The 22,055-nt window shown below is 55.6% G+C and carries 21 protein-coding genes; 15 read left to right on the top strand and 6 right to left on the bottom strand.

The window, feature by feature from the left end; translation table 11 throughout:
- Positions 1–113 precede the first annotated feature (113 nt).
- Positions 114–1,622, top strand: coding sequence for a glucosyltransferase domain-containing protein (locus AC790_RS19120; protein ID WP_049852826.1), 1,509 nt, complete (start codon positions 114–116; stop codon positions 1,620–1,622).
- Positions 1,623–1,666: 44 nt separating this feature from the next.
- On the opposite strand, the gene AC790_RS19125 is transcribed toward AC790_RS19120, so the two are convergent.
- Complete coding sequence (locus AC790_RS19125; protein ID WP_049852827.1) at positions 1,667–2,575, bottom strand: LysR family transcriptional regulator; 909 nt, start codon at positions 2,573–2,575, stop codon at positions 1,667–1,669.
- A gap of 142 nt (positions 2,576–2,717) precedes the next feature.
- On the opposite strand from AC790_RS19125, the gene AC790_RS19130 reads away from it, so the two are divergent.
- Positions 2,718–3,719, top strand: coding sequence for a zinc-binding alcohol dehydrogenase family protein (locus tag AC790_RS19130; protein ID WP_049852828.1), 1,002 nt, complete (start codon positions 2,718–2,720; stop codon positions 3,717–3,719).
- 119 nt (positions 3,720–3,838) lie between these two features.
- The gene (locus AC790_RS19135) at positions 3,839–4,492 is read left to right on the top strand and encodes an oxygen-insensitive NAD(P)H-dependent nitroreductase NfsB (RefSeq protein WP_009128298.1); all 654 of its coding nucleotides are present in this window, start codon (positions 3,839–3,841) and stop codon (positions 4,490–4,492) included.
- 61 nt (positions 4,493–4,553) lie between these two features.
- On the opposite strand, the gene AC790_RS19140 is transcribed toward AC790_RS19135, so the two are convergent.
- From AC790_RS19140 to AC790_RS19150, 3 genes are read right to left on the bottom strand one after another with little or no spacing between them, the layout of a single operon-like run.
- Positions 4,554–5,915: a heavy metal sensor histidine kinase gene (locus AC790_RS19140; protein WP_049852829.1), complete on the bottom strand. Its 1,362-nt coding sequence runs from the start codon at positions 5,913–5,915 to the stop codon at positions 4,554–4,556.
- Entirely contained in the window at positions 5,912–6,586 is a 675-nt protein-coding gene (locus AC790_RS19145) for a heavy metal response regulator transcription factor (protein ID WP_009128303.1), read from the bottom strand. Before AC790_RS19145 ends, AC790_RS19140 begins: the two co-directional genes overlap by 4 nt.
- Before the next feature lie 23 nt (positions 6,587–6,609).
- Complete coding sequence (locus AC790_RS19150) at positions 6,610–7,371, bottom strand: alpha/beta hydrolase (RefSeq protein ID WP_049852830.1); 762 nt, start codon at positions 7,369–7,371, stop codon at positions 6,610–6,612.
- Positions 7,372–7,645: 274 nt separating this feature from the next.
- Between AC790_RS19150 and AC790_RS19155 the strand changes: the two genes are divergently transcribed.
- From AC790_RS19155 to AC790_RS19190, 8 genes are all read left to right on the top strand, one after another.
- On the top strand, positions 7,646–8,626 hold the full coding sequence (locus AC790_RS19155) for a TIM barrel protein (protein ID WP_049852831.1): 981 nt from the start codon (positions 7,646–7,648) through the stop codon (positions 8,624–8,626).
- 50 nt (positions 8,627–8,676) lie between these two features.
- Positions 8,677–9,717 carry a substrate-binding domain-containing protein gene (locus tag AC790_RS19160; RefSeq protein WP_009128323.1) on the top strand — a complete coding sequence of 347 codons (1,041 nt, stop codon included), beginning with the start codon at positions 8,677–8,679 and terminating at the stop codon, positions 9,715–9,717.
- 16 nt (positions 9,718–9,733) lie between these two features.
- Positions 9,734–11,236, top strand: coding sequence for a sugar ABC transporter ATP-binding protein (locus AC790_RS19165; protein WP_049852832.1), 1,503 nt, complete (start codon positions 9,734–9,736; stop codon positions 11,234–11,236).
- Between the two features lie 24 nt (positions 11,237–11,260).
- Positions 11,261–12,232 (top strand): ABC transporter permease, encoded by a 972-nt coding sequence (locus AC790_RS19170; protein ID WP_049852833.1) that lies wholly within the window; start codon positions 11,261–11,263, stop codon positions 12,230–12,232.
- Positions 12,232–13,089, top strand: coding sequence for a MurR/RpiR family transcriptional regulator (locus AC790_RS19175; RefSeq protein WP_009128328.1), 858 nt, complete (start codon positions 12,232–12,234; stop codon positions 13,087–13,089). Before AC790_RS19170 ends, AC790_RS19175 begins: the two co-directional genes overlap by 1 nt.
- 3 nt (positions 13,090–13,092) lie before the next feature.
- Positions 13,093–13,956, top strand: a complete 864-nt coding sequence (locus tag AC790_RS19180; RefSeq protein WP_049852834.1) for a ribokinase — start codon at positions 13,093–13,095, stop codon at positions 13,954–13,956.
- A gap of 176 nt (positions 13,957–14,132) precedes the next feature.
- On the top strand, positions 14,133–14,903 hold the full coding sequence (locus tag AC790_RS19185) for a transporter substrate-binding domain-containing protein (protein ID WP_049852835.1): 771 nt from the start codon (positions 14,133–14,135) through the stop codon (positions 14,901–14,903).
- Positions 14,904–15,046: 143 nt separating this feature from the next.
- Positions 15,047–16,123, top strand: a complete 1,077-nt coding sequence (locus tag AC790_RS19190) for a DUF2817 domain-containing protein (protein ID WP_049852836.1) — start codon at positions 15,047–15,049, stop codon at positions 16,121–16,123.
- Here AC790_RS19190 and AC790_RS19195 read toward each other — a convergent pair.
- Positions 16,118–16,888, bottom strand: coding sequence for a 2OG-Fe(II) oxygenase (locus AC790_RS19195; RefSeq protein ID WP_049852837.1), 771 nt, complete (start codon positions 16,886–16,888; stop codon positions 16,118–16,120). The two genes, AC790_RS19190 and AC790_RS19195, sit on opposite strands and share 6 nt — an antisense overlap.
- A gap of 99 nt (positions 16,889–16,987) precedes the next feature.
- Here AC790_RS19195 and AC790_RS19200 point away from each other — a divergent pair, with 99 nt between their 5' ends.
- From AC790_RS19200 to AC790_RS19215, 4 genes are all read left to right on the top strand, one after another.
- Complete coding sequence (locus AC790_RS19200; protein WP_049852838.1) at positions 16,988–17,887, top strand: LysR substrate-binding domain-containing protein; 900 nt, start codon at positions 16,988–16,990, stop codon at positions 17,885–17,887.
- Between the two features lie 90 nt (positions 17,888–17,977).
- A complete protein-coding gene (locus tag AC790_RS19205; protein ID WP_049852839.1) occupies positions 17,978–19,276 on the top strand; it encodes an SLC13 family permease in 1,299 nt (432 codons plus the stop codon).
- 21 nt (positions 19,277–19,297) lie between these two features.
- Positions 19,298–20,155 carry an AraC family transcriptional regulator gene (locus AC790_RS19210; RefSeq protein WP_049852840.1) on the top strand — a complete coding sequence of 286 codons (858 nt, stop codon included), beginning with the start codon at positions 19,298–19,300 and terminating at the stop codon, positions 20,153–20,155.
- A 34-nt stretch (positions 20,156–20,189) separates the two neighbouring features.
- Positions 20,190–20,597 (top strand): DUF2000 family protein, encoded by a 408-nt coding sequence (locus AC790_RS19215; RefSeq protein ID WP_009128341.1) that lies wholly within the window; start codon positions 20,190–20,192, stop codon positions 20,595–20,597.
- 90 nt (positions 20,598–20,687) lie between these two features.
- Here AC790_RS19215 and AC790_RS19220 read toward each other — a convergent pair whose 3' ends face one another.
- Entirely contained in the window at positions 20,688–22,052 is a 1,365-nt protein-coding gene (locus tag AC790_RS19220) for an amidase (protein ID WP_049852841.1), read from the bottom strand.
- Positions 22,053–22,055 lie beyond the last annotated feature (3 nt).

A 22,055-nucleotide genomic window follows, 5' to 3' on the forward strand; every position in this document is an offset into this window, starting at 1 on the left:
ACAGAGTTGGCGCAAGGTACGAGAATAGTCTCAATGACTTAAGCGTTTCCTTCTATATTGACTGAGTGACTCGCGTAAACTTTTGCTCATCAATCAACTGATTCGGAGTGGAAATGCCTGCCAATGATGCCTTTATCGTCAGCCGCATGAATAAAATGGTTTTCACCATGGCGATAGCTTTACTGGCAACACTCCCGCTTTGGAGCAGTAAAATTTATTACCGCGATGATCTCTATCGGGTGCTGAATGGCAGTACGGAAACATGGTTAACCAACGGCAGACCGGCGACCTGGATTATGCAATCCATACTCTCATTCGGGCAGAGCGTCAGTGATATCTCGCCGCTAAACCTTATTATAGGATTGTTGGCGTTAAGTATTGCCAGCGTTGTGTTTACCGAGAGGCTGCAAATTCGGCTCGATGGCTATTGGGCATTAATTCCTCCGCTGTTCATTGTTCTGAATCCTTTTTTAACGCAGGTGATGCTCTACTCTTATGACAGCCTAACGATGCTGGTCTCTATTTCCTGCGCGATGATGGCAAGTCAAATAGAGGGAATCCGCCGCTATAAATCGATTATCTGCTGTGTACTGTTATTATTGCTGGTTCAAGCGCTCTATCAATCCGGCCTGAATATTTACATCGCCTGCATCGCGTTAATTATCTTTTTTCGCGTCTATCACCATCAACCGGTATGGCAATGGCTGATGAGTAAAGTTGCGGCTTTGCTGATTGCGGTCCTGGCCTATAAATTATTTATCAGCTATTTATTACCGGTCAAAATGGACGGGTATACCCTTAAACACTTCACGTTATTGCCACTTAATCTCGAATCATTGGCGGTGATTCAGACCAGCATAAAACGCTACAGTGAATTCTTTCTTAACGCCTATCCTGCGGCTGCGCTGGTGTTTGTATTGCTACCGATTGTGATAGCGTTGATCAGTACAGTGATTATCAGCTCTAAAATCAGTTCTGTGCAACGTCATGCAAGCTCGGGTAAATGGCTATTGTTGCCTGCATTTTTTATCGCTGTGTTGGCGGTGCCAGGTTTATCACTGGCGCTAGCGATGCCTCTGTTTGCGCCGCGCATGTTAATGGCGTGGAGTATTACATTATTATTCTGTTTTTATGTGGGCACGCTGGCATTTCCTCGCGGCATAAAACTGTTAGCAGGTTCGAGCCTTATTCTGCTGTGCTACCATTTGGTGTTAATGCTGGTGTGTTTCAATACGGTGGTCAACGATCAGCGATATCAAATGAGTGTGATGAACCAAATTAAAATGGATTTCTCCTCTTTCCCTGCGCAGACCATTGACTCAGTCGCCTTTATTGGACAATTAAATGATGCACCTGACGTAAGAATTAATATTCGTAATTTCCCGATCATCAGCCATATTCGGATGAAAATGCTGGGTGAGTCAGAACCCTGGATTTGGCAGGCAATGATGTGGCAAGTCAACTTATCACTAAAAACCGTGGAGGCCAGCGATGAGATGAGAATGATTAAGCCGCGGGAATACCATTCTCAGGGGCCTGATTATGACGCGTTTAAAGATAATAACGTGCTGGTTATCGATTTCAGAAAATCAGGTGGGGTGGTGACAAAGTATATTCAATAGGCGATCTCATCGGTGATGTACGGATGATGAGAGGACGAGTCAACTCATAGCTTCGCCGTTAAGGCACGTAGAGGCTGGCGCAACACCTCATGCAGCGCGCGAATCGCTGGAGAAAACTGTTTACGGTGTGGGCAGATCAGATGCAGCGGGGTACTTTCACCCGGCATCTCGGGCATGACAATCTCCAACCTTCCTGCCAGCACATCCTCACACACATCAATCCAGGATTTATAGGCGATACCCATGCCCGCCATTGCCCAGCGGCGAGCCACTTCGGCGTCATCACACTGCATGCGGCTTTTCACCGTGATCTGCCGGCGCATGCCCTCCTGCGGAAAGGTCCATTTGTCATAAACATGGCCGCCCATGATGAACAGCAAACAGTGATGGTATTGCGCGATATCTTCCAATTTTTCTGGGCGTCCATGGCGATCGAGATAATCCGGCGATGCCACCATCACGCGGCGATTGTCCTCGGCCAGCGGCAGCGCGACGTAACTGCTGTCCTCCAGCTTGCCGTAGCGAATAGCAATATCCACCGGATCGCGAAACACATCGCTGATTTGGTCGGAGAAAGAGAGACGCACCGCGAGCGCAGGGTGTTGACGACAAAAGTCGGTGATCAGCGGCAGCAAGATGTTGCGACCAATATCGGATGGCAGGGCGATTTTCAGTTCGCCGCTCAGGGCGTCCTCATCGTTTTGCAGGCTGTCGGCGCCCGCATGCATCAGCGCCAGCATCTCCTGCGCATAGGGCAGGTATTTTTCTCCTTCAGCGGTCAGGCGCAGGCTGCGCGTGGAACGGGCAAACAAGCGACGATCTAACTCCCGCTCCAGGCGCTGAATTGCCGCACTGACCTGTCCAGGTAACAAATTCACCTCACGCGCCGCGCGCGAGAAGCTGCCTAACGCGGCAGAACGCACAAATAGGGTGACATCTTCCAGTCGGATCATCTTCTTTCTAGCCAGGGTAGTCAGCAGGGATTTTCACTCTAAGAGTGAAAGTGTTCACCTGCAACTGGCATTTTTCAATCCGCTGCAGCCCGCTATGCTGAGTTCAACTAACGAAACCTGCTGATGAATAAGGATCTGTCCGATGAAAGCCATCGTCTATAGCCAAAACGGTTTACCGATTTCTGATGAAAATGCGCTGTATGAACTCGATGTAGAGAAGCCGGTACCCGGCGCACGCGATCTGCTGGTAAAAATTCACGCGATTGCGGTGAATCCAGTGGATACCAAAGTGCGCGCCGGTGCGCCCACCGATAAGCCGCGCATTCTGGGCTGGGATGCGGTCGGTGTGGTGGAGGCGATTGGCAGCGACGTTACGCTGTTCCAGCCGGGCGATGCCGTGTTTTACGCTGGTGATATCACGTGCGCGGGCAGCTATGCCGAATATGGGCTGGTGGATGAACGCATCGCCGGGCACAAACCACGTTTGCTGAACGAGGCGGATGCGGCCGCGCTGCCGCTGACCTCGCTTACGGCCTGGGAGTTGCTGTTTGATCGTCTGGAAGTGCAGGCCGAAGACAACGCGGCGCTGCTGATTATCGGCGCAGGCGGCGGCGTCGGTTCGATGCTGACTCAGCTCGCCAGCAAACTCACCAAACTGACGGTGATCGGTACCGCCTCGCGCCCGGAAACCGCCGATTGGGTACGTTCACTGGGCGCGCATCATGTGATTGATCATCACCGTCCGCTGGGCGAGCAGCTGGCAGCGATTGGCCATCCGGAGGTGCGCTATGTCGCCTCGCTCACCCATACCGACAGCTATTACCCGCAGCTGATTGATGCTATCGCCCCGCAGGGCAAACTGGCGTTAATTGACGATCCGGAAACGCTGGATGCGGTACCGCTGAAGCGTAAAGCCATTTCGCTGCACTGGGAGTTGATGTTTACCCGCTCGCTGTCCCACACCGCCGATATGCAGCGTCAGCATGAAATTCTGCAGCGCATCAGCCAGTTGATTGATGACAAAACCCTGCAAACCACGGCGGGAGAACATCACGGCACGATTAATGCCGCTAATTTGCGTAAAGCCCACGCGCTGATCGAGAGCGGACGCGCGCGCGGCAAGATTGTACTGAGCGGGTTTTAAGCTTTAACCATGCGCAATAAATTGCGCCGCTACAGATAACTGCACGCTGCTGTAGCGGCGCGATTTATCGCGCAATGTCGACACCAGAATTTTATTGATCCGAAAACAAGGAATCTGACATGACACTGAATGATGCAGTCGCCCGTCGTCACACCGTAAAAGCCTTTGCGGGCGGCAAAAATTTACCGCAGGACGAAATCGATACCTTGCTGAACGTCCTGCGCAACAGCCCGTCTTCGGTAAATTCGCAGCCGTGGCACTTTGTCGTGGCCTCAACGGCTGCTGGTCGCGAGCAGATGGCAAAATCCACTGACGGCGCGTTCGTCTATAACAGCCCGAAAGTGCTGAACGCGTCGCACGTTATCGCGCTGTGCATGCGTACCGATCTGGATGAAGCGCATCTGCAAAATGTGCTGGCGCAGGAAGAGGCTGACGGTCGATTCGCTAAGCCGGAAGGCAAAGCGGGGCAGGATAAGAGCCGCCGCAGCTACGTGGATATGCATCGTTACGAGCAGCGCGATGTGCCGCAGTGGATGGAAAAACAGGTTTACCTGGCGCTGGGTGGTTTGCTGCTGGGCGCGGCGATGTTGGGCATTGATGCCACGCCGATGGAAGGATTTGATCCGCGCGCGTTAGATCAGGCGCTCGGTCTGCGCGAGAAGGGCTTTACCAGCGTGGTTCTGGTGTCGTTGGGTTACCGCAGCGAAGATGATTTCAACGCCGCGTTACCAAAATCACGCTTGCCGCGTGAAGAGATTTTCACCTTCATTTGACGCCGGATTGCCTGTCGTAGGGTGCGCATTGCTGCGCACCCTTTCGATGGCCGCTCTTACGCTAAGGAAATCGCAGCGTAAAGCGGTTCACGCCATGCTCGCTGTGCACCTCGCAGCTTCCCTGATGCAGGCGCATAATGCTGCGCACAATCGATAATCCCAATCCGCTGCTGCCCTGATGACGCGATGTATCGGCACGCCAGAAACGATCAAAGATGCGCGCCTGCTGTTCGGCACTGAGCGCTGGACCGTGATTTTCCACCATCAGGCTGCTGCCGTGATTAAAAATCCGGATGGTGCTATCGCCATCGCCATAGCGCAGCGCGTTGGCCATCAGGTTCGCCAGCGCGCGCTGCAACAGCTGGGGATCGGCGCGCAGTTCGCCGCACAGCGTCATCTCCAGCCGCATTGCCTGCTCTTCCGCCATGCCGTCAAAGTACGCCTGCAACTTCTCACCCAGCAGCGCCAGATCGATGTTTTGCACATCCATCGCCTGGCTGGCATCTTCCGCCTTCGCCAGAAACAGCATGTTGTCGATCATCTTCGCCAGACGTTCCAGCTCCTCATAATTGGAGCCGAGCAGCGCCTGATAGTCGCTGACGCTGCGCGTCTGGCTGAGCGCCACTTCGGTTTGACCGATCAAGGTGCCGATGGGCGTGCGCAGGTCGTGCGCCATATCCGCTGAGACCTGGCTTAACTGCTGATAGCCGCTTTCGAGGCGGCTGAGCATTTGGTTAAACGCAGCGACCAATGGCTGCAGTTCTGCAGGCGCCCGCTCGGGCATGCGCTGAGACAAGTGGCGTACATCAATCGCATCCGCCTGCGCCGCCAAACGCCGCAGCGGAATTAGGCCGCGCCGCACCAGCCAAATGCTGATCGCTGCCACCAGCAATGCCGCCAGCGCGGTGGTGAGGATGATTTGATCGCGATAGCTGTTCAGCGTTTGCGTACGATCGCTCATCAGGCGGCCGGTGATGATCTCAATCTCTCCGCTGCCATCGCGCGTGGGCGTTAGCGCCGCAGCCGAGATAAACGGCGTGCCGTCAGCGGCGGCGAGATGATGCACCGACGCAAGCGATAAGGGTTGATCGGCCGCTACCGGCGTAATCGTGGGGATCGGGCGTTGGCCGGGATTGACCACGATCAGCGGCGGCTGGCCGGGAAAGCGCAGCACCAATAGCGACTCGGTATTGCCGAGCATGTTGGCAAATAAGCGCGGCTTCTGCTGAATCAGCGTCACGGCATCTTCATCGCGCAGCAGGGTGCGAATCTGATCGATACGATTGAGCAGCGCCGCATCGTCGCGCACGCCAATTTGCGTCGCCAGCGAGTGATAGAGCGCGAGGCCGCTGAGGGAAAAAAACACTATCACCGTCGCACTCAGCAGCAGCGACAGGCGTGCGGCGAGCGAACGTTGCTTCATGATTCGGCTTCGCAGCGATAACCCACGCCGTGCACGGTATGAATCAGCGGCTGAGCAAACGGGCCATCAATTTTCTGCCGCAGGCGTTTCACCGCCACATCCACCACGTTGGTGTCGCTATCAAAATTCATGTCCCACACGCGTGAAGCAATTAAAGTGCGCGTCAGCACTTCGCCTGGATGCAGCATGAACAGGTGCAGCAGGTTGAACTCTTTATTGGTGAGATCGATGCGCTGGCCACCACGCTCGACGCGCCGCTTTAAGAAATCGAGCTGCAAATCGGCAAGCCGCAGAATATCCGGCAGCTTCTGCTGACCGCCGCGCCGCAGCTGCGTGCGCACGCGCGCCAGCAGCTCGGCAAACGAGAAGGGTTTAACCAGATAATCATCCGCGCCCAGCTCCAGCCCTTTGATCCGATCTTCCAGCGTGCTTTTGGCGGTGAGGAAAATCACCGGCGTATGCGTCTGTTTATCCAGCGCCGCCATCACCTGCCAGCCATCCATACCGGGCATCATTACGTCGAGTAAAATCAAATCGTAATGATGCTCCTGCGCATAGAACAAGCCATCCTGACCGTTATCCGCCACATCGACGATAAATCCCGCTTCCGTCAATCCTTTGCGCATGTAATCGCGCGCTTTGGCTTCATCTTCAATCACCAAAATTTTCATGCGCTGCTCCACGGGACAAGGTTTCAGGGCTGCGCGTGCAGCGCGGCTTGTTCTATCAATTTCGCGACATCATCAGGATGCGATTGATAGACCGAGTGGCTGGCACCGGCAATTTCCACCGTGTGGCTGTGCGCACGTTTGGCGTACATGCGCTCCAGATCGGGACTGATGATTTTGTCAGCTTTCGCCACCATGTACCAGCTAGGCTTGGTCTTCCACGCCGGATCAGGAATGTTGGCGGTGAACACCGCCGCGTTGGTTGGCATCTGTGCGTGGGCTTCAAAATCGGCCTGGGCAGCCGGTAAATCGGCAGCGAAATCGCCGTGGTAATTTTCGGGGGCGATAGTCAGATAACCATCACTCGATTTCGCGAACGGATGCGCACTGTTAGGGAATTTTTTGCCATTACTGGCTTCCGTCTCGCCGTTGTCCAGCGCGTGGGCAGCGATATAAACCAGGCCCGCGACTTTATTGTCGTTACCGGCTTCGCTGATGATGGCGCCGCCGTAGCTGTGGCCGACTAAAATCACTGGCCCGTTTTGCTGATCGATAATGCGTCGCGTCGCCGCCACATCTTGCGGAAAGCCCGTCAGCGGCTCCTGCACCAGCGTCACTTTGTAGCCATCATGCGTTAAACGATCGTACACCGGACGCCAGCCGGCACCGCCGACAAACGCGCCGTGCACCAGCACAATGTTGTTCACCGGCTGCGCCTGAGCCTGAGCCGCGCCGCCTGCGATAGTCAGCAGCATGCTCGCTGCGAGAGTCAGTTTGTTCATTTTCATTTGGTTAATCCTGATTGCGAAGGTTGGCCTACAGGATAGGGAACAGGCGCTGACAGCAGGGTGAGCGAGTTATGACAAAAGAATGACATCGACCAAAACGCATATGTCGATCCCGCGCAATCGATCAAAAATTTCGTGAACATCCTCGCATTTTGAATAGTTCCAGAGCGTCACTGCTTGCCAAAAGACAAACTGAGTGTAATTTATTCCATAACTTCACAAATAATCGTGAAGAAGGAAAGTACATTACAACCGTCATCAAGGATCCTTCCTCATGTCCGAATTAAAGTTTGCTACACGTTTGAACTCTTTCGCCTCTGGGGCGCACCTTTACTGGCCAGATCTTCAGGGAAAACCTTCTGTTTTACAGATGATTGCGCGTGCAGGAAAAGTGCAGGGGCTCACGCATTTGGACCTCAACTATCCGCAGCACATCACCACGGATATCCACACCATGCGCCAGGCGATTGACGATGCCGGTTTAGCCGTCAACGGCATGCAGATGCGTTGGGATGCGCCGCAGTTCAAAATCGGTGCCTTTACCAACCCGGATGCGAAGATTCGTCGCGAAGCTATCGAGCTGACTAAGCGCGGTATCGACGCCGGTCGCGAATTCGGTTCACGTTTAATGACATTGTGGATGGGGCAGGACGGCTTCGATTACTGCTTCCAGGCTGACTATAAAAAGATGTGGGAAGACGCGGTGAGCGCGGTACGCGAAGTTGCGGAATATGCGCCAGATATCGACGTCAGCATCGAATACAAACCCAACGAGCCACGCGCCTACAGCATCTTCCCGAACGCCACTACGTGTCTGCTGGCGGTGGAAGAGGCCGGTTGCGCCAACCTCGGCATTACGCTGGATTTCGCCCACGTGTTGTTTGCTAACGAAATCCCCGCCTTTGCCGCCGCGATGGTTGCGCGCCGTTCGCGCCTGCTGGGTCTGGATCTTAACGACGGCTGGGGCAAACGCGATGACGGTTTGATGGCCGGTTCGGTGAATCCGCGCGCCACGCTGGAATTCCTCTGGCAGATGCAGCGCGACGGTTATCAGGGCGCGTACTACTTCGATACCTTCCCGGATGCCAGCGGTCTGGATCCGATTCGTGAAGCGGAAATCAATATCGCGACGGTGACTCGCCTGCTGAAACTGTGCGAGAAACTCAATAATAATCCGGCGCTGGATGAAGCCATCAGCCGTCAGGATGCGGTGGCATCGCAACAAATTGTCAATGACATCATGCTTGCCCGTTAAGCAAACCAACAACACCAACGTTCCGCGAAAACTATAAAAAGGCTAACACCATGAAAAAACTCTTACTCTCTGCCCTGACCTCAGCGTTGTTGTGCTCCAGCGTTTACGCCGCCACATTAGCGCCGTTGAAATCCGATTCCGAGCCGGATCGCACCGACTGGACGCAACTGGAAAGCAAGTACGGCCCGATGCCTAAAGTCGATGCCAAACTGAAAATTGGTGGCGTGTCGAAAACGTTGACCAATGAATACTGGCGTTCTCTCGGCGAAGGCTATCAAAACGTCGCGAAGAAATATGGTTTCACCGTGGCGTATCAGGCGGCGGCCAATGAGGACGATCAGCTCGGTCAGCTGTCGATTGCCGAAACGCTGATTGCGCAGGGCTTTAATGGCCTGCTGGTCTCGCCGCAAACGGATATCAACCTCGAACCGGCGCTGGAGAGTGCCAGCAGCAAAGGTATTCCGGTGGTGAACGTTAACGATGCGGTGGTGCCAAGCGCGCGGTATTACGTGGGCAACGTGCAGAAAGATAACGGGGCACGCGTGGCGAAATGGTTTATCCAGCACCATCCGCAAGGCGGCAAAGTGGCGGTAATTGAAGGCCAGCCGGGCGTCTATGCGGCAGGCCAGCGCACCGCCGGTTTCAAAGAAACGCTGCAGGCTAATGGCAAGTTCAACATCGTGGCCAGCGTGCCGGCCAACTGGAGCCGCGAGCAGGCATTCAACGCCGCGTCGACCATTTTGCAGCAGCATCCTGATTTGATCGGTTTCTACGCCAATAACGACACCATGGCGTTGGGCGTAGTTGAAGCGGTGAGCGCGCAGAATAAAGCCAAACAAACTGCGGTATTTGGCACCGACGGCATTTCAGATGCCTATGCCTCAATCAAGCGCGGTGAATTGACCGGCACGGTGGATAGCTTCCCGGTGCTGACTGGGGAAGTGGCGACAGAAGTGATCCTGCGTCTGATCGGTGGTCAGAAACTGTCGCGCGTGGTCACCACGCCGCAGGCGCTGATCACCAAAGATAACGCCGAGGCGTTTTCAACCAAAGACAACAACAAACTGCGTCAGTTGCTGGCACAGCAGTAAAACAGGCGGAGAGCGTATGGAACAGTATCGCTTAATGATGCGCAGCATCACAAAAACCTACGGCAGCGCTGCGGCGCTGCAAGAGGTGGACTTTATGGTGCGGCCAGGTGAAGTACACGCGCTCATCGGTGAGAACGGCGCGGGTAAATCGACGCTGCTGAACATTCTTTCCGGTGTACGTCCGGCTGACAGCGGTGAGATTTATGTCAACGGTCAGCAGGTGCAGATGAAGAATCCGTTGAGCGCACGCCATGCCGGCATCGCGATGATTCACCAGGAATTACAGCATGTTCCCGAGCTCTCCGTAGCCCAGAATATGTTTCTCGGTCGCCCGCTGACCACCATGAACGGTTTGTTTGTCGATAAGCGCGCACAGCTGGCCCGTGCGGTGCACATTCTTAAGCAGCTTGACCCGAGCATTAATCCGGCCGAGCCGATTAAGAATCTCAAGGTGTCGCAGCAGCAGATCGTCGAAATTGCTCGCGCGCTGCTGGATGAGGCCAAAATCATTGCCATGGATGAGCCCACCTCGAGCCTGACGCCACGCGAGTTTGACCGTCTGGCTGAACTGATTGCGGATTTGAAATCCACCGGTGTGTCGTTGATTTACGTGTCGCACAAGATGAACGAGATTTTCCAGGTGTGCGATCGCGCCACCATCATGCGTGATGGTCGCCAGGTTGGCGTGGTGAACATCTGCGATGAAACCGAAGAGAGCATCGTCGCCAAAATGGTCGGGCGTAAAATCGAAAAGCTGGAACATCACCCCTGGGCCAGCGATCGTCAGGTGCTGCAGGTGGAAAATGTGGCACGCGGCAACGAGATTAAACCGGCCAGCTTCACTGTCTGCGCGGGAGAAGTGCTGGGCATTGCCGGGTTGGTGGGCGCCGGTCGAACCGAGTTACTGAAGCTGATTGCGGGCATCGACAAACGCAGCGCGGGTGAAGTGCGCGTTAACGGCAAAGCGGTGCGCAATCACAATGTCAGCGCCGCCATTCGTGCCGGTATTGGTTTAGTGCCGGAAGATCGTAAGAAAGAGGGCATCATCAAGGCGCGCGCCGTGAAAATGAACATGGCGCTGCCGTCGATGCGCAACTTCACGCTGGGCGGATTGATTCGTAAAGCCAAACTGAACCAGGTGGCGCAGGAGGTGATGTCAGATCTGAAACTGCGCCCGCTGAATATCGAAAAACCGATCGGCACGCTCAGCGGCGGTAATCAGCAGAAAGTGATTATTGGTCGTTGGGTAGCGGCAGATGCAGACGTATTCTTATTTGATGAACCGACCCGGGGAATTGATATCGGTGCCAAGTCAGAAATTTATAATCTGATTGAGAAACTGGCACAACAAGGCAAAGCTATTGTGGTGGTCTCTTCGGAAATGACGGAAATACTGCGGGTATCCGATCGCGTATTAGTGATGCGCGAAGGAAAAATTACCCGCGAGCTGCAGGGTGCGGAAATTACCGAAGAGAATATCGCGAGCTTTGCGATTAAAGAAATTAAAGAAGCCGTTTAACGCTTATTCTATCAAGGCTAAATTATGATGACGCAAAGTACCACTCAGTCTACGACTGCGCCGTCGGCGCTGCTCAAATTTAATCTGCGCGACGCGGGCACGTTAATCGGTCTGATCATTATCGTCGTAACCTTTTCATTCTTATCGCCAGTATTTTTTACCGTACCAAACCTGCTGAATATTCTGCAGCAGTCATCGATTAACGCTTTAATTGCGTTAGGTATGACGCTGGTGATTATTTCAGGCGGCATTGACCTTTCCGTGGGGCCTACGGCAGCGCTGTCTGCGGTATTAGGTGCTACCATGATGGTAGCGGGCGTACCGGTACCGGTAGCGATTATGGCCACCTTGGGTATTGGCGCACTGTGCGGCGTATTTAGCGGCACATTAATTGCCTACGCGGGATTGCAGCCGTTTATTGTTACGCTCGGCGGTTTATCATTATTCCGTGCCATTGCGCTAATCTATACTGGCGGTAATCCGGTGTTTGGTATTCCGATGGAATTCCGCAGTATTATTAATAGTGCGGTATTCGGTGTGCCGACGCCGATTGTGATTGTGGCGGTGATTGCGCTGCTGTTATGGGTAGTAATGAATAAAACCCCGCTGGGCGAATACATTCTTGCGGTGGGCGGTAATGAAGAAGCGGCGCGCGTGGCTGGCGTACCGGTTAAGCGCACTAAAGTCACGGTGTATATTATTTCCGGCACGCTAGCATCTCTGGCATCGTTAATTCTGATTGGTCGCTTAGGGGCAGCTGAACCCACCATCGGTAATTTGTGGGAACTCGATGCCATTGCGGCGGCGGCCATTGGTGGCGCCTCGCTGATGGGCGGCAAAGGCAGCATTATCGGCACGTTAATTGGTGCCATTATTCTCGGTGCCTTGCGTAATGGCTTGACTCTGCTAAATATTCAGGCCTTTTATCAATTGCTTGCTACAGGCCTAATCATTATCATAGCGATGTTGATTGACCGGGCGACAAGAGGCAGGTAATGAAGCAAGATCCGCGAGCCATTGGCGCTCAAATTCGCATGCGCTTACCGCAACTGACGCCGCTAGAAAGACGCGTAGCAGAAGCGATTATTGCCAGAGCCGACATTAATGAACAAACATCGCTGCAGGAGATCGCTGAGGAAAATGGTGTCTCGCAGGCGATGATTGTGAAAATTACCAAGAAGCTCAACTTTACCGGCTTTCGTAATTTTCGTACCGGGCTGATCTATTATAATCAGTCGGAAGTGGCCGGTTTGCATGCGGAAATTGAGCCGGATGATTCGTCGGAACAATTGCTGGCGAAAGTATTCAGAACCTCGATTCAGGCGATAGAAGAGACCTTATCAATTCTGGATATTGCGCAGTTTAACCGCGCGGCAGATATATTATTTAAAGCACGTCATATTGATCTCTATGCTGTGGGTGGCTCTGCCACTGTAGCGCGCGATTTATCGCATAAGCTACTCAAGATTGGTATTAAATCGACGGCTTATGATGATGCCCATATTATGCTGATGTCGGCAGCGGTATTGTCTGATGATGATGTGGTTATCGCCATCAGCCACTCCGGTGCCACGCGCGCGGTAAATGATCCTATTAAGCTGGCGGCACGTAACGGCGCAAAAATTATTGCGATTACGAATTATGCCGAGTCGCCTATTGCGCAAATTGCGCATGTGGTTCTTACATCAACTTCTCAGGGATCGCATCTGCTTGGCGAAAATGCCGCTTCACGCATCGCGCAGTTAAATATTCTCGATGCGTTATTCGTCGCGATTGCCAAAAAAGATCTTAAGCTGGCAGAAACTAATCTGATGAAAACCCAGCGAGCGGTTCAGGACCTGCGGGACTTTTAAACCATGAACAAAATCATTGTTGCCGGAAGCTTGCATTACGACATTATGCTGGCGGCTCACCATCGCCCGGAAAAAGGCGAAACGGTTATCGGTAGCGGCTGCAGTTATAAATTTGGTGGTAAAGGCGGTAACCAAGCGGTTGCGGCGGCGCGTGCCGGTGTGCCGGTGAAATTTGTCGGCGCCGTAGGCGATGATACGCAGGGCGAATTTCTCATCAGCGCGCTGCAGGCAGCGGGCGTGGATACCCAGGCGGTGGCGATTTTGGCCGGCACGCCTTCCGGTATGAGCGTGGCAATTAGCGATGCCGAGGGGGATTACGGCGCGGTGGTGGTGTCGAATGCCAATCTGCATATTGATGTCGCGGCGTTGAGCGCTGAGTTGTGGCGCGATGCCGGTATGCTGGTGCTGCAAAACGAGGTGCCGGCCAGCGTGAATATGCAACTGGCGCAGCAGGCGCAGCAGCGGGGTATTCCAGTGTGCATCAACGCGGCTCCGGCACGTGACATCGCGCCGGAACTGGCGGAGTGCGTACAGCTGCTGATCGTCAACGCGGTGGAAGCGCGTGATATGTGTCAGATCGCGGTAACCGACCTGGCGTCGGCCTGTGAAGCGGCGCAAGCGCTGGCTCAGCGTTTCCCGCAGGTGATCGTTACGGCGGGGGAACACGGGCTGGCACTGTGTGAAGCGGGCGGTACGGCGTTTAGCATCTCGGCCATTCCGGTCAAGCTGGTGAGTACGCATGGCGCGGGCGATTGCTTCGTCGGGGTGCTGAGTCAGGCGCTGCTGGCGGGCCTCAGTTTGGCGGATGCAGCAGACAAAGCCAATCAGGCGGCAGCTGAACACGTTTCTCGTCCCGTCGCGGCCTGATGCGCGCTATCTCCGGCATTAAGTTTCTCTTACTGCCGGAGATAAAATCACTTAACTCCTTCTGTTTAATAAGAAATTCATCTGCACACTAACCCTCTTTTTAGTGGTGACATTGTTTCCATCATGTTATTAACTCTGCATGCCGTTGTGAATTTACCTGCCTGCCGGAGATAACAATGAACAAAAAGCTGTCCTTCGCGTTACTGCTTTCCCTGAGCGCTTTCAGCCATGTGGCGTTTGCCGAGCAAACCTTGCGCTTCGGTGTTGATCCCACTTTCCCACCGTTTGAATCCAAAGCCAGCGACGGTTCGCTGCAGGGCTTTGATATCGATCTCGGCAACGCGATTTGCGCCCAGGCCAAGGTTAAATGCCAGTGGGTGCAGATTGGGTTTGATGGCAGCATTCCGGCGCTGCAAGCGAGGAAATTTGATGCCATTCTCTCGGCGATGTCGATGACCGAGAAGCGCCGCGAGCAGGTGGCTTTTAGTGACATGCTCTATATCACGCCGAGTGCGCTGCTGACACCGGCAAAAAGTCCGCTGACTGGCGACATCAAAGCGTTACGCGGTAAAAAGATTGGCGTGGCACAGGGCACCATTCAGGAAACCTATGCTAAAGGGAAGTGGGCGACGCAAGGGGTGAACGTGGTGTCATACCCGAACCAGATGGAGATCTATCCGGACCTGGTCGCCGGTCGTCTTGATGCCAGCCTGGCGAATGCGGTCTCGGCTGAGCAGGGTTTCCTCAGCACGCCGGAAGGCAAAGATTACGTCATCAGCGCCACGCTGGTGGATAAAGAGATCCTCGGCAACGGCGTGGGCATTGGACTACGCAAAGGCGATGAGGCCAACCTTAAATTGATCAATAGCGCATTGGCCGAACTGCACCGCAACGGCACCTACGATCAACTGGCGCAGAAGTATTTTAAATTCAAGGTCTACCCGTAATCAGAAGGCGCGGCCATTGTAGGGTGCGCATTAATGCGCACCCTACAATTCCCGTTGGCTCGCTATTTATGGCGACTTCGCGGCAAACCGCACCATGCTGGTCAGATCAATCCCGGCCGCGATTAATTAGAGCAAGATCAATCATGCCTGACTTACCTCACTACACTACCCAGCGCGCGCGTTTTCTTGCCGCCGTTAGACGCCATAACGGCGCATTAACCTCTTACCCCCATCCGTTACCCGGCCCGCAAGGTGAAGAGTTGTTTGCCGACGTTGCCGTTATCGGTGCTGCTAACGCAGCAAAGCTGATGCTGGTGATCTCCGGCACCCACGGCGTGGAAGGGTATTACGGCTCCGATTGTCAGATTGCCTGGCTGGATCTGTTCAATCTCACCTCGCTGCCCGCTGATACCGCGATTGTCATGCTGCATCTGCTGAATCCGTGGGGGGCCGCGCACCTGCGGCGCGTCAATGAAGACAACATCGACCTTAACCGTAACTTCATCGATTTCTCGCATCCTGCGCCGGCGAATCCTGATTACGCTGCGTGGCACGGCATCTATCACGGCGAGCGCAGTCACGCCGATCAACTGCTTGCGGAGACGCTAAACCATGCCGGTTGGCAGGCCGTCAAACGCGTGGTGGAAGCGGGACAATATGTCGCGGCGGACGGCTTCTTTTACGGCGGTCAGCAAGCCAGTTGGGCATACCGCACCCTGCAAAGCATTATCGCTAACCATTTGTCGCAAGCGAAAACCGTTATTAGTTTCGATTTGCACACCGGCGCGGGCGCGTGGGGACATCCGATGCTGCTGTCGATTGCCGAGCAGCGTTTCGCTGCGCACGACTGGGGCAAAGAAATATACGGCGAATGGCTAACGCTACTGTTTACCGGCGCAGGGCGCGATAGTGAAACCGGCGTGACCGCCACCGCCACCGGTTATCTGTCGCAATTTTTACTCACCGCGTTACCTGAGGTGCAGATTTTGCCGCTGGTGGTGGAGTGCGGAACCTATCCCGGCGAAGAGATGCATCGCCGCGTGCGCGACGATCACTGGCTGCATCTGCAAGGCGATCCCGCCAGCGAGCCAGGGCGGGTGATCAAGCAGGCGTTAGTGGAGGGATTCTGGCCCGCCGATGCCGATTGGCGGGCGCTGGTGGCGTTTCGCACTCAGCAGATCTTTGTGCGCGGCTGGCGTGCGTTGCTGGCGACGTTATAACCGGCCATAAAACGTCATACGTGCGGTTTCCGATAGCGCAATACCCGGCGCGGTGTTATAGGCCAGCACCGCCAACATGCGGGTGATATCACCTTCGGTAGGCGTGACGCGATGCAGTGAATTTCGTCCGCGGAACAGCACCAGATCCCCGGCGTCAATCGCCAGCGCCTCAACCGGATGGCGCTGATCCAGCACCGCCGCTACACCGTCAAAGTTCATCTCACCGGCATCGGCGTTGCGCAAATCCTTCACATACTGGAACACCGCCCCCGCGCGCGGTTTTTGCAGCAGCAGAGTGATGGCGAACGAGGAGTTATCGAAGTGCCAGCCCAGCTCCTGGCCGTCGGGCGCGTAGTGCAGATTGATCGACGAGAGCGGATCGGCATACGGATAAAGCGCCTCTTCACCGAGCACATCGCACAGGAAGCTTTTGAACAAGGCGTCATTGTAGAGCTGACGCAGCGGTGAATCGGTGCCAATCACATCATCGGTGATGCAGCCTTTGGTGCTGATGACATCGCGGTTGCGCGGATGCTCGTCACTGAAGCTTTCATCCTTTTTCAGCAAATAGACGTTGTGTTTGCTGGCGGTGTGATAAGCCAGATGGCGCTGCGCATCGCCTTCGGCAATGATAGTTTGCAGTGCAGCGGGCTGTAAGAACTGGCGCAACACGAGCGCGCCGTGCTGGTTAAGTTGCTCGCGGCAGGTGCGGCGCCAGTCGGCATCGGCCAGCGGATGCAGATCGAAACGAATCAAGGCAGACATAGCAGCAGTTCTCATTGTTTACGGGTGGGTAATCACTGTAACTCGCTGATATGTTAGTGCGTAACGATAAATATTTAACACCCTGCTAAGGAAACCTTAATGCCTGCGCAATCACCGCGTTTGCCGAAAATCAGCGTCATTCATTCGTTTAAAGTGGCGGCGGAGTTAGGCAGCCTGGCGAAAGCGGCGGCGCAGCTGGCGTTAACGCCTGCCGCCGTCAGCCAGCAGATTCGTCAGTTGGAAGAGCAGTTGGGCAGCGTGCTGTTTGTGCGCACCCAAAGCGGCGTGATGCTGACCGATATTGGCAAAGAGTATTTGCGCTACGTCACCGAGGCGTTCGACATTCTGCATCTCGGCCAGCAAAACCTGCGCCATGCGGCAGCGGTGCCAAAGCTGACGCTCTATTCATTGCCGGCTTTAGCATCGAAATGGTTGCTGCCCAACATTGCCCAGTGGCGCCAGCAGTGCCCCGGGATCGATTTATCCCTGCACGGCACGCATACGCAGGTAGATTTCAACGCCACGCCGGCTGATTTTGTCATCTGTTTTGGGGAAGATCGTTATCCACAACTCGATAAGCAGCTGCTGTTCCGCGACGAGGTCGTGCCGGTTGCCAGTCCGGCGCTGCTGCAACGCTTTGCCGGGCAGGACGTTCTGCAGCAGGCGCCGCTGATTCATCTTGATTGGGGCAACGAAGGGCGTTTCTTGCCTGACTGGCGCAGCTGGTTTCAGGCTAAAGGGATTGACGATCCGCAGCCGCAGCCGTCGTTCAGCTTTAATCTGACTTCGCTGGCGATTGATGCCGCCGTGGCAGGCGCGGGCTTGCTGCTCGGTCAGCGCCGATTAATTTCTGCCGAACTGGCGCGCGGTGATCTGGTGATGGTCGATCCACTCAGCCTGCCGCTCAGCAAACCCTATTTCCTTGCCTGGCCACAGCGCTCGCTCAGCCAGCCCGGCAGCGATGCGCTGATCAACTGGCTCACGGCGCTTTCAAGTTAAAAAACTGTTAACAAATTCATCTTTCTCTGCATAGGTTTGCAGTAAGCTGTTGCACTTTGCAGTAATGGCTCGAGGAAAGGGAGTTCAGTCGTGACCTCAGATCTCAATTTTTGGCTCACCGCGCTGGTGGTTGCTATCACCATTGTGCTGTGGGCCAGCGCGCGTTTACCGGAATACGTTACCGCGCTGCTGTTTTTTGCCGCGGCGATGCTGTTAAAACTGGCGCCTGCCAGCAGCGTGTTCAGCGGTTTTGCATCGTCGGCATTTTGGCTGGTACTGAGCGGTTTTGTGCTGGGTGCGGCGATCCGCAAAGTCGGCCTCGCGCAGCGTTGGGCCAACTATTTAGTGGTGCCGTTGAGCCAAAGCTGGCCGCGCATGGTGGCGGGAACGGTACTGCTCACGTATTTACTGGCGTTTGTCATGCCCTCGAATATGGGCCGTATCGCGCTGCTGATGCCGGTGGTACTGGCGATGGGCGAACGCGCGGGGATCAAAGCGGGCAGCCGCGGCAGCATCGGTCTGGCGCTGGCCGTCGGATTTGGCACCTTTCAGCTCTCCGCCAGTATTCTGCCCGCCAACGTGCCGAATCTGGTGCTGAGCGGGGCGGCAGAAAGCGCGTATCAACTACATCTGCAGTGGTTGCCGTGGTGGCTGCTGCACATGCCGGTGGTCGGCATCGGCAAAGGGTTGCTGTTGATTGGCTGCCTCCTGTTGCTGTTTCGTGCCAAACCTCTGGCGGTGCTGCAGCGCGATCGATTAACCGCGTTAAGCCGCAGCGAATGGCGATTAATAGGCCTGCTCACGATCACCTTGTTGCTATGGATGACCGACAGCGTGCACGGCCTGCCAGCCGCCTGGGTCGGATTGGCGGCGGCCTGTATTTGTCTGCTGCCGCGCGTCGGCTTTATCTCCGGCGAGGATTTCGCCAGCGGCGTGAACTTCCGCACCTGTATTTACATCGCCGGGATACTTGGCGTTGCTACTCTGGTAGTGGATTCCGGTTTGGGGCGCATGATTGCCAACGCGTTGCTCAGCGTGCTGCCGTTGCAGGATCACCCCTCGTTCGGCAATTTTGCCGTGCTGAATGCGCTGGTGTCGCTGATGAATTTTGTACTTACCGCCAATGGCGTACCGGCGATGGTGACGCCGATGGCGCAAGAGCTGGCGCATGCATCCGGCTTTCCGCTGCTCACCATCATCATGCTGCAGGTGTTTGCTTACGCCACGCCTTTGCTGCCTTACCAGGCATCGCCGGTGGTGGTGGCGATGGGCTTAGGTAACGTGCCGGCCAAAGCCGGTTTGCAGCTGTGCGCGTTGATCTTCCTGTTCAGCGTGCTGCTGCTGTTACCGCTGGATTACCTGTGGTTTCGGCTGCTAGGCTATGTCTGAATTTTCTCGCTGAGATGCTGTATGCCAGCCAATAACGATTGGGTTGATTTTCGTCGTGACGACGAGACCGGAATTGAGAGCGTGAACGCGCATTTTCGCGGGCATGCTTACGATCCGCACGATCACGATGAACTGCTGGTGGGCGTTACGCAGCAGGGGTTACAACGTTTCAACTGCCACCGCGCGCTGCACACCAGCACGCCGGGCCGGGCGATATTGATTGAGCCGGGCGCGGTGCATGATGGGCACGCGCCGGACGCTGAAGGTTTCACCTATGTAATGCTCTATCTGCCGCAGCGTTGGGTGGCGGAGATGATGCAGCGTCGCGGCTTGGGCGATGTGTCGCAGATTGAAGGCGCTTTCCGCCACACGCTCACCGACGACGCGCTGCTGGCGAGTGCGATTCAGCAAGCGTGGTTTGCGGTGCATCAGGGCGAAGGGCGGCTGGCACGCGATCAAAGCCTCGATCATCTGCTTACCCTGCTGTCGCGCCATCTGGACACCAAGCCCAGCGTGCAGCACAGCGAAGCCATGCGCCAGATGCAGCTGCTGCGCGACTATCTGCACGATTTTATGGCGCAGGATATTGGCTTGGATGATCTCTCGCGCCTCTCCGGCATCGATCGTTTTCGTCTCACACGTCAGTTCAAACAGGCATTTGGCCAATCCCCACACGCCTATCTGGTACGCCTGCGGTTGCGCAGCGCGCGCGCGTTACTGGCGCAGGGTATTGAACCGGTGCAGGTGGCGGCGCAGGTGGGATTTGCCGATCAAAGCCATCTTGGCCGCTGGTTTCAGCGTGCCTATCGCATGACGCCCGCCGCCTATCAACGCCAGTGCACAAACGTTCTATACGCTTCCCTGCCAGCTCTAAGATGATAAGGTTTTTGTTGTCATCGGAGAGTTGTTACAGATGTTTGATACCAAAATCGCCCTGATCGTACGTGATGATTTAGCCACCTGGCAGCGCCTGAACGTGGTGGCATTTCTCGCCACCGGCGTGGCCTCAGCCGCGCCTGAAATGATGGGCGCACCCTATGTTGATGCCAAAGATCGTCAGTACGGCAATATGGCTGGTCAGCCGATGCTGGTGTTTGCCGGTGATTTAGCGGGATTACAGCGCGCGCATCGCCAGGGGCTGGAGCGTGAATTAACCCTCATTCCGTATGTGGAAGCGATGTTTTCCACCGGGCACGACGCGGCCAACCGCGCAGTGTTTAAGGCGGAGGACGCCGATAATCTGAATCTGGTGGGTATCGCACTACGCGGCCCGAAGAAGGCGGTGGATAAGGCGATTAAGGGACTGGCGTTGCACGGTTAGTGCGGGGTTTCCCTCACCCTAACCCTCTCCCGCAGGCGGGAGAGGGAATCGCAAGTGCGGTTTTGAACGTTTATCACTCGCTCCACCTAATTATTCCCTCTCCCACTTGTGGGAGAGGGCTAAGGTGAGGGCGCTTTCTACCCTCTCCGCCGCCCTGAGCAACAAGTCTTCCCGCCCCCGTAACGCCAGCAACTCCAGCCCAATCGGCAAACCCTCCTGACTAAATCCGGCTGGAATGCTGATGGCTGGCGCACCGGTCACCGCTGAAACTAACGCATTGCTGCCTTCCTGCATCTCACCGTGCTTAACCGGCGGATGGCGCACCACCGGATAGGCCAACAGATTGATCTGATGCGCAGCGAAGAACTGCGCGAGTTGCTGATAGAGATCGTGCTGGCGCTGTTGCACCACCCGATAATCCTCGCTGTCGGTTCCGGCATGCTGCGCACGCGAAGTAAACACCGTTTCCAGCTGCGGATGGTAGCGCCTGGAGGCCACCACATCGGCAAGCGTTCGGCACCTGGCCTGTGGTTTATCTGCCAGCCAGGCCGCCAGCGCTGCAGCAAATTCATAGCCGATGATATTGGCCTCAGCGGCCAGCGTTGCCAGCTGCGGATAACTCACCTCTCGCGGTGCAAAATCGGCCAGCGCGGCACGCACTGCCTGATTAATCTCATCTTCATCCTGCGCAAACCCTTGCTGCCAGATGCCGATGCGCAGCGGTTCATCGCTTACTGCTAACGGTTGTTCGCCTAAAATCTCCAACGCTAAACGCAAATCCGCCGCCGAACGTACCAGCGGGCCGGGAATATCCTGGGTTGGCGACAGCGGCACAATGCCTTGGGTGCTGATGCCGCCGCGCGTCATGCGCAGTCCGAACAGATGATTAAACGCCGCCGGAATGCGCACCGATCCAGCGGTATCGCTGCCCATCGCCAGCGGTACATAGCCAGCCGCCACCGCCACGGCGGAACCGCTGCTCGATCCGCCCGGTGAACGCCCCGCAACCCACGCGTTGTGGGTGAAGCCGCTCAGTGACGACGCGCCGGTGATACCCGCCGCCAGCTCATGCATGGCGGTTTTGCCGATCAGAATCGCGCCTGCATCGCGCAGCCGGGTGACAAGTGGCGCATCTTCGCTGGCAATCACTTCTCGCAGCAGCACCGAACCGGCGCTGGTTGGCCAGCCTTTAACGTCGATATTGTCTTTAATCAGCACCGGAATTCCTTCCAGCCGTCGCACCCGCTCACCGCGCTGGCGACGCGTATCACTGGCGTCCGCCGCTGCTAACGCTTCTTCGGCAAACAGCCAGGTAATGGCGTTGTAGCGCGGTTGATCCACGTCGGCAATGCGCTGCAGCGCAAAGGCAGTTAACTGGCGAGCGCTCACCGTGCGTTGCGCTAGCGCCTGCTGTAAGTCGTTGATTGAAGCGGTGAGATAATCGGCGTATTGCATCAG

Origin of the sequence: Pantoea sp. RIT-PI-b, from assembly GCF_001187905.1 — a bacterium.
GTDB lineage: Bacteria > Pseudomonadota > Gammaproteobacteria > Enterobacterales > Enterobacteriaceae > Pantoea > Pantoea nemavictus.

Bases quoted from the DNA above. Each gene is read 5' to 3' on its own strand.
- AC790_RS19150 (WP_049852830.1), bottom strand. From the start codon at position 7,371: ATGAAAATGAACAAACTGACTCTCGCAGCGAGCATGCTGCTGACTATC.
- AC790_RS19215 (WP_009128341.1), top strand. From the start codon at position 20,190: ATGTTTGATACCAAAATCGCCCTGATCGTACGTGATGATTTAGCCACC.
- AC790_RS19190 (WP_049852836.1), top strand. From the start codon at position 15,047: ATGCCTGACTTACCTCACTACACTACCCAGCGCGCGCGTTTTCTTGCC.
- AC790_RS19170 (WP_049852833.1), top strand. From the start codon at position 11,261: ATGATGACGCAAAGTACCACTCAGTCTACGACTGCGCCGTCGGCGCTG.
- AC790_RS19220 (WP_049852841.1), bottom strand. From the start codon at position 22,052: ATGCAATACGCCGATTATCTCACCGCTTCAATCAACGACTTACAGCAG.
- AC790_RS19145 (WP_009128303.1), bottom strand. From the start codon at position 6,586: ATGAAAATTTTGGTGATTGAAGATGAAGCCAAAGCGCGCGATTACATG.
- AC790_RS19185 (WP_049852835.1), top strand. From the start codon at position 14,133: ATGAACAAAAAGCTGTCCTTCGCGTTACTGCTTTCCCTGAGCGCTTTC.
- AC790_RS19165 (WP_049852832.1), top strand. From the start codon at position 9,734: ATGGAACAGTATCGCTTAATGATGCGCAGCATCACAAAAACCTACGGC.
- AC790_RS19195 (WP_049852837.1), bottom strand. From the start codon at position 16,888: ATGTCTGCCTTGATTCGTTTCGATCTGCATCCGCTGGCCGATGCCGAC.
- AC790_RS19130 (WP_049852828.1), top strand. From the start codon at position 2,718: ATGAAAGCCATCGTCTATAGCCAAAACGGTTTACCGATTTCTGATGAA.
- AC790_RS19200 (WP_049852838.1), top strand. From the start codon at position 16,988: ATGCCTGCGCAATCACCGCGTTTGCCGAAAATCAGCGTCATTCATTCG.
- AC790_RS19160 (WP_009128323.1), top strand. From the start codon at position 8,677: ATGAAAAAACTCTTACTCTCTGCCCTGACCTCAGCGTTGTTGTGCTCC.
- AC790_RS19155 (WP_049852831.1), top strand. From the start codon at position 7,646: ATGTCCGAATTAAAGTTTGCTACACGTTTGAACTCTTTCGCCTCTGGG.
- AC790_RS19175 (WP_009128328.1), top strand. From the start codon at position 12,232: ATGAAGCAAGATCCGCGAGCCATTGGCGCTCAAATTCGCATGCGCTTA.
- AC790_RS19180 (WP_049852834.1), top strand. From the start codon at position 13,093: ATGAACAAAATCATTGTTGCCGGAAGCTTGCATTACGACATTATGCTG.
- AC790_RS19140 (WP_049852829.1), bottom strand. From the start codon at position 5,915: ATGAAGCAACGTTCGCTCGCCGCACGCCTGTCGCTGCTGCTGAGTGCG.
- AC790_RS19120 (WP_049852826.1), top strand. From the start codon at position 114: ATGCCTGCCAATGATGCCTTTATCGTCAGCCGCATGAATAAAATGGTT.
- AC790_RS19125 (WP_049852827.1), bottom strand. From the start codon at position 2,575: ATGATCCGACTGGAAGATGTCACCCTATTTGTGCGTTCTGCCGCGTTA.
- AC790_RS19135 (WP_009128298.1), top strand. From the start codon at position 3,839: ATGACACTGAATGATGCAGTCGCCCGTCGTCACACCGTAAAAGCCTTT.
- AC790_RS19210 (WP_049852840.1), top strand. From the start codon at position 19,298: ATGCCAGCCAATAACGATTGGGTTGATTTTCGTCGTGACGACGAGACC.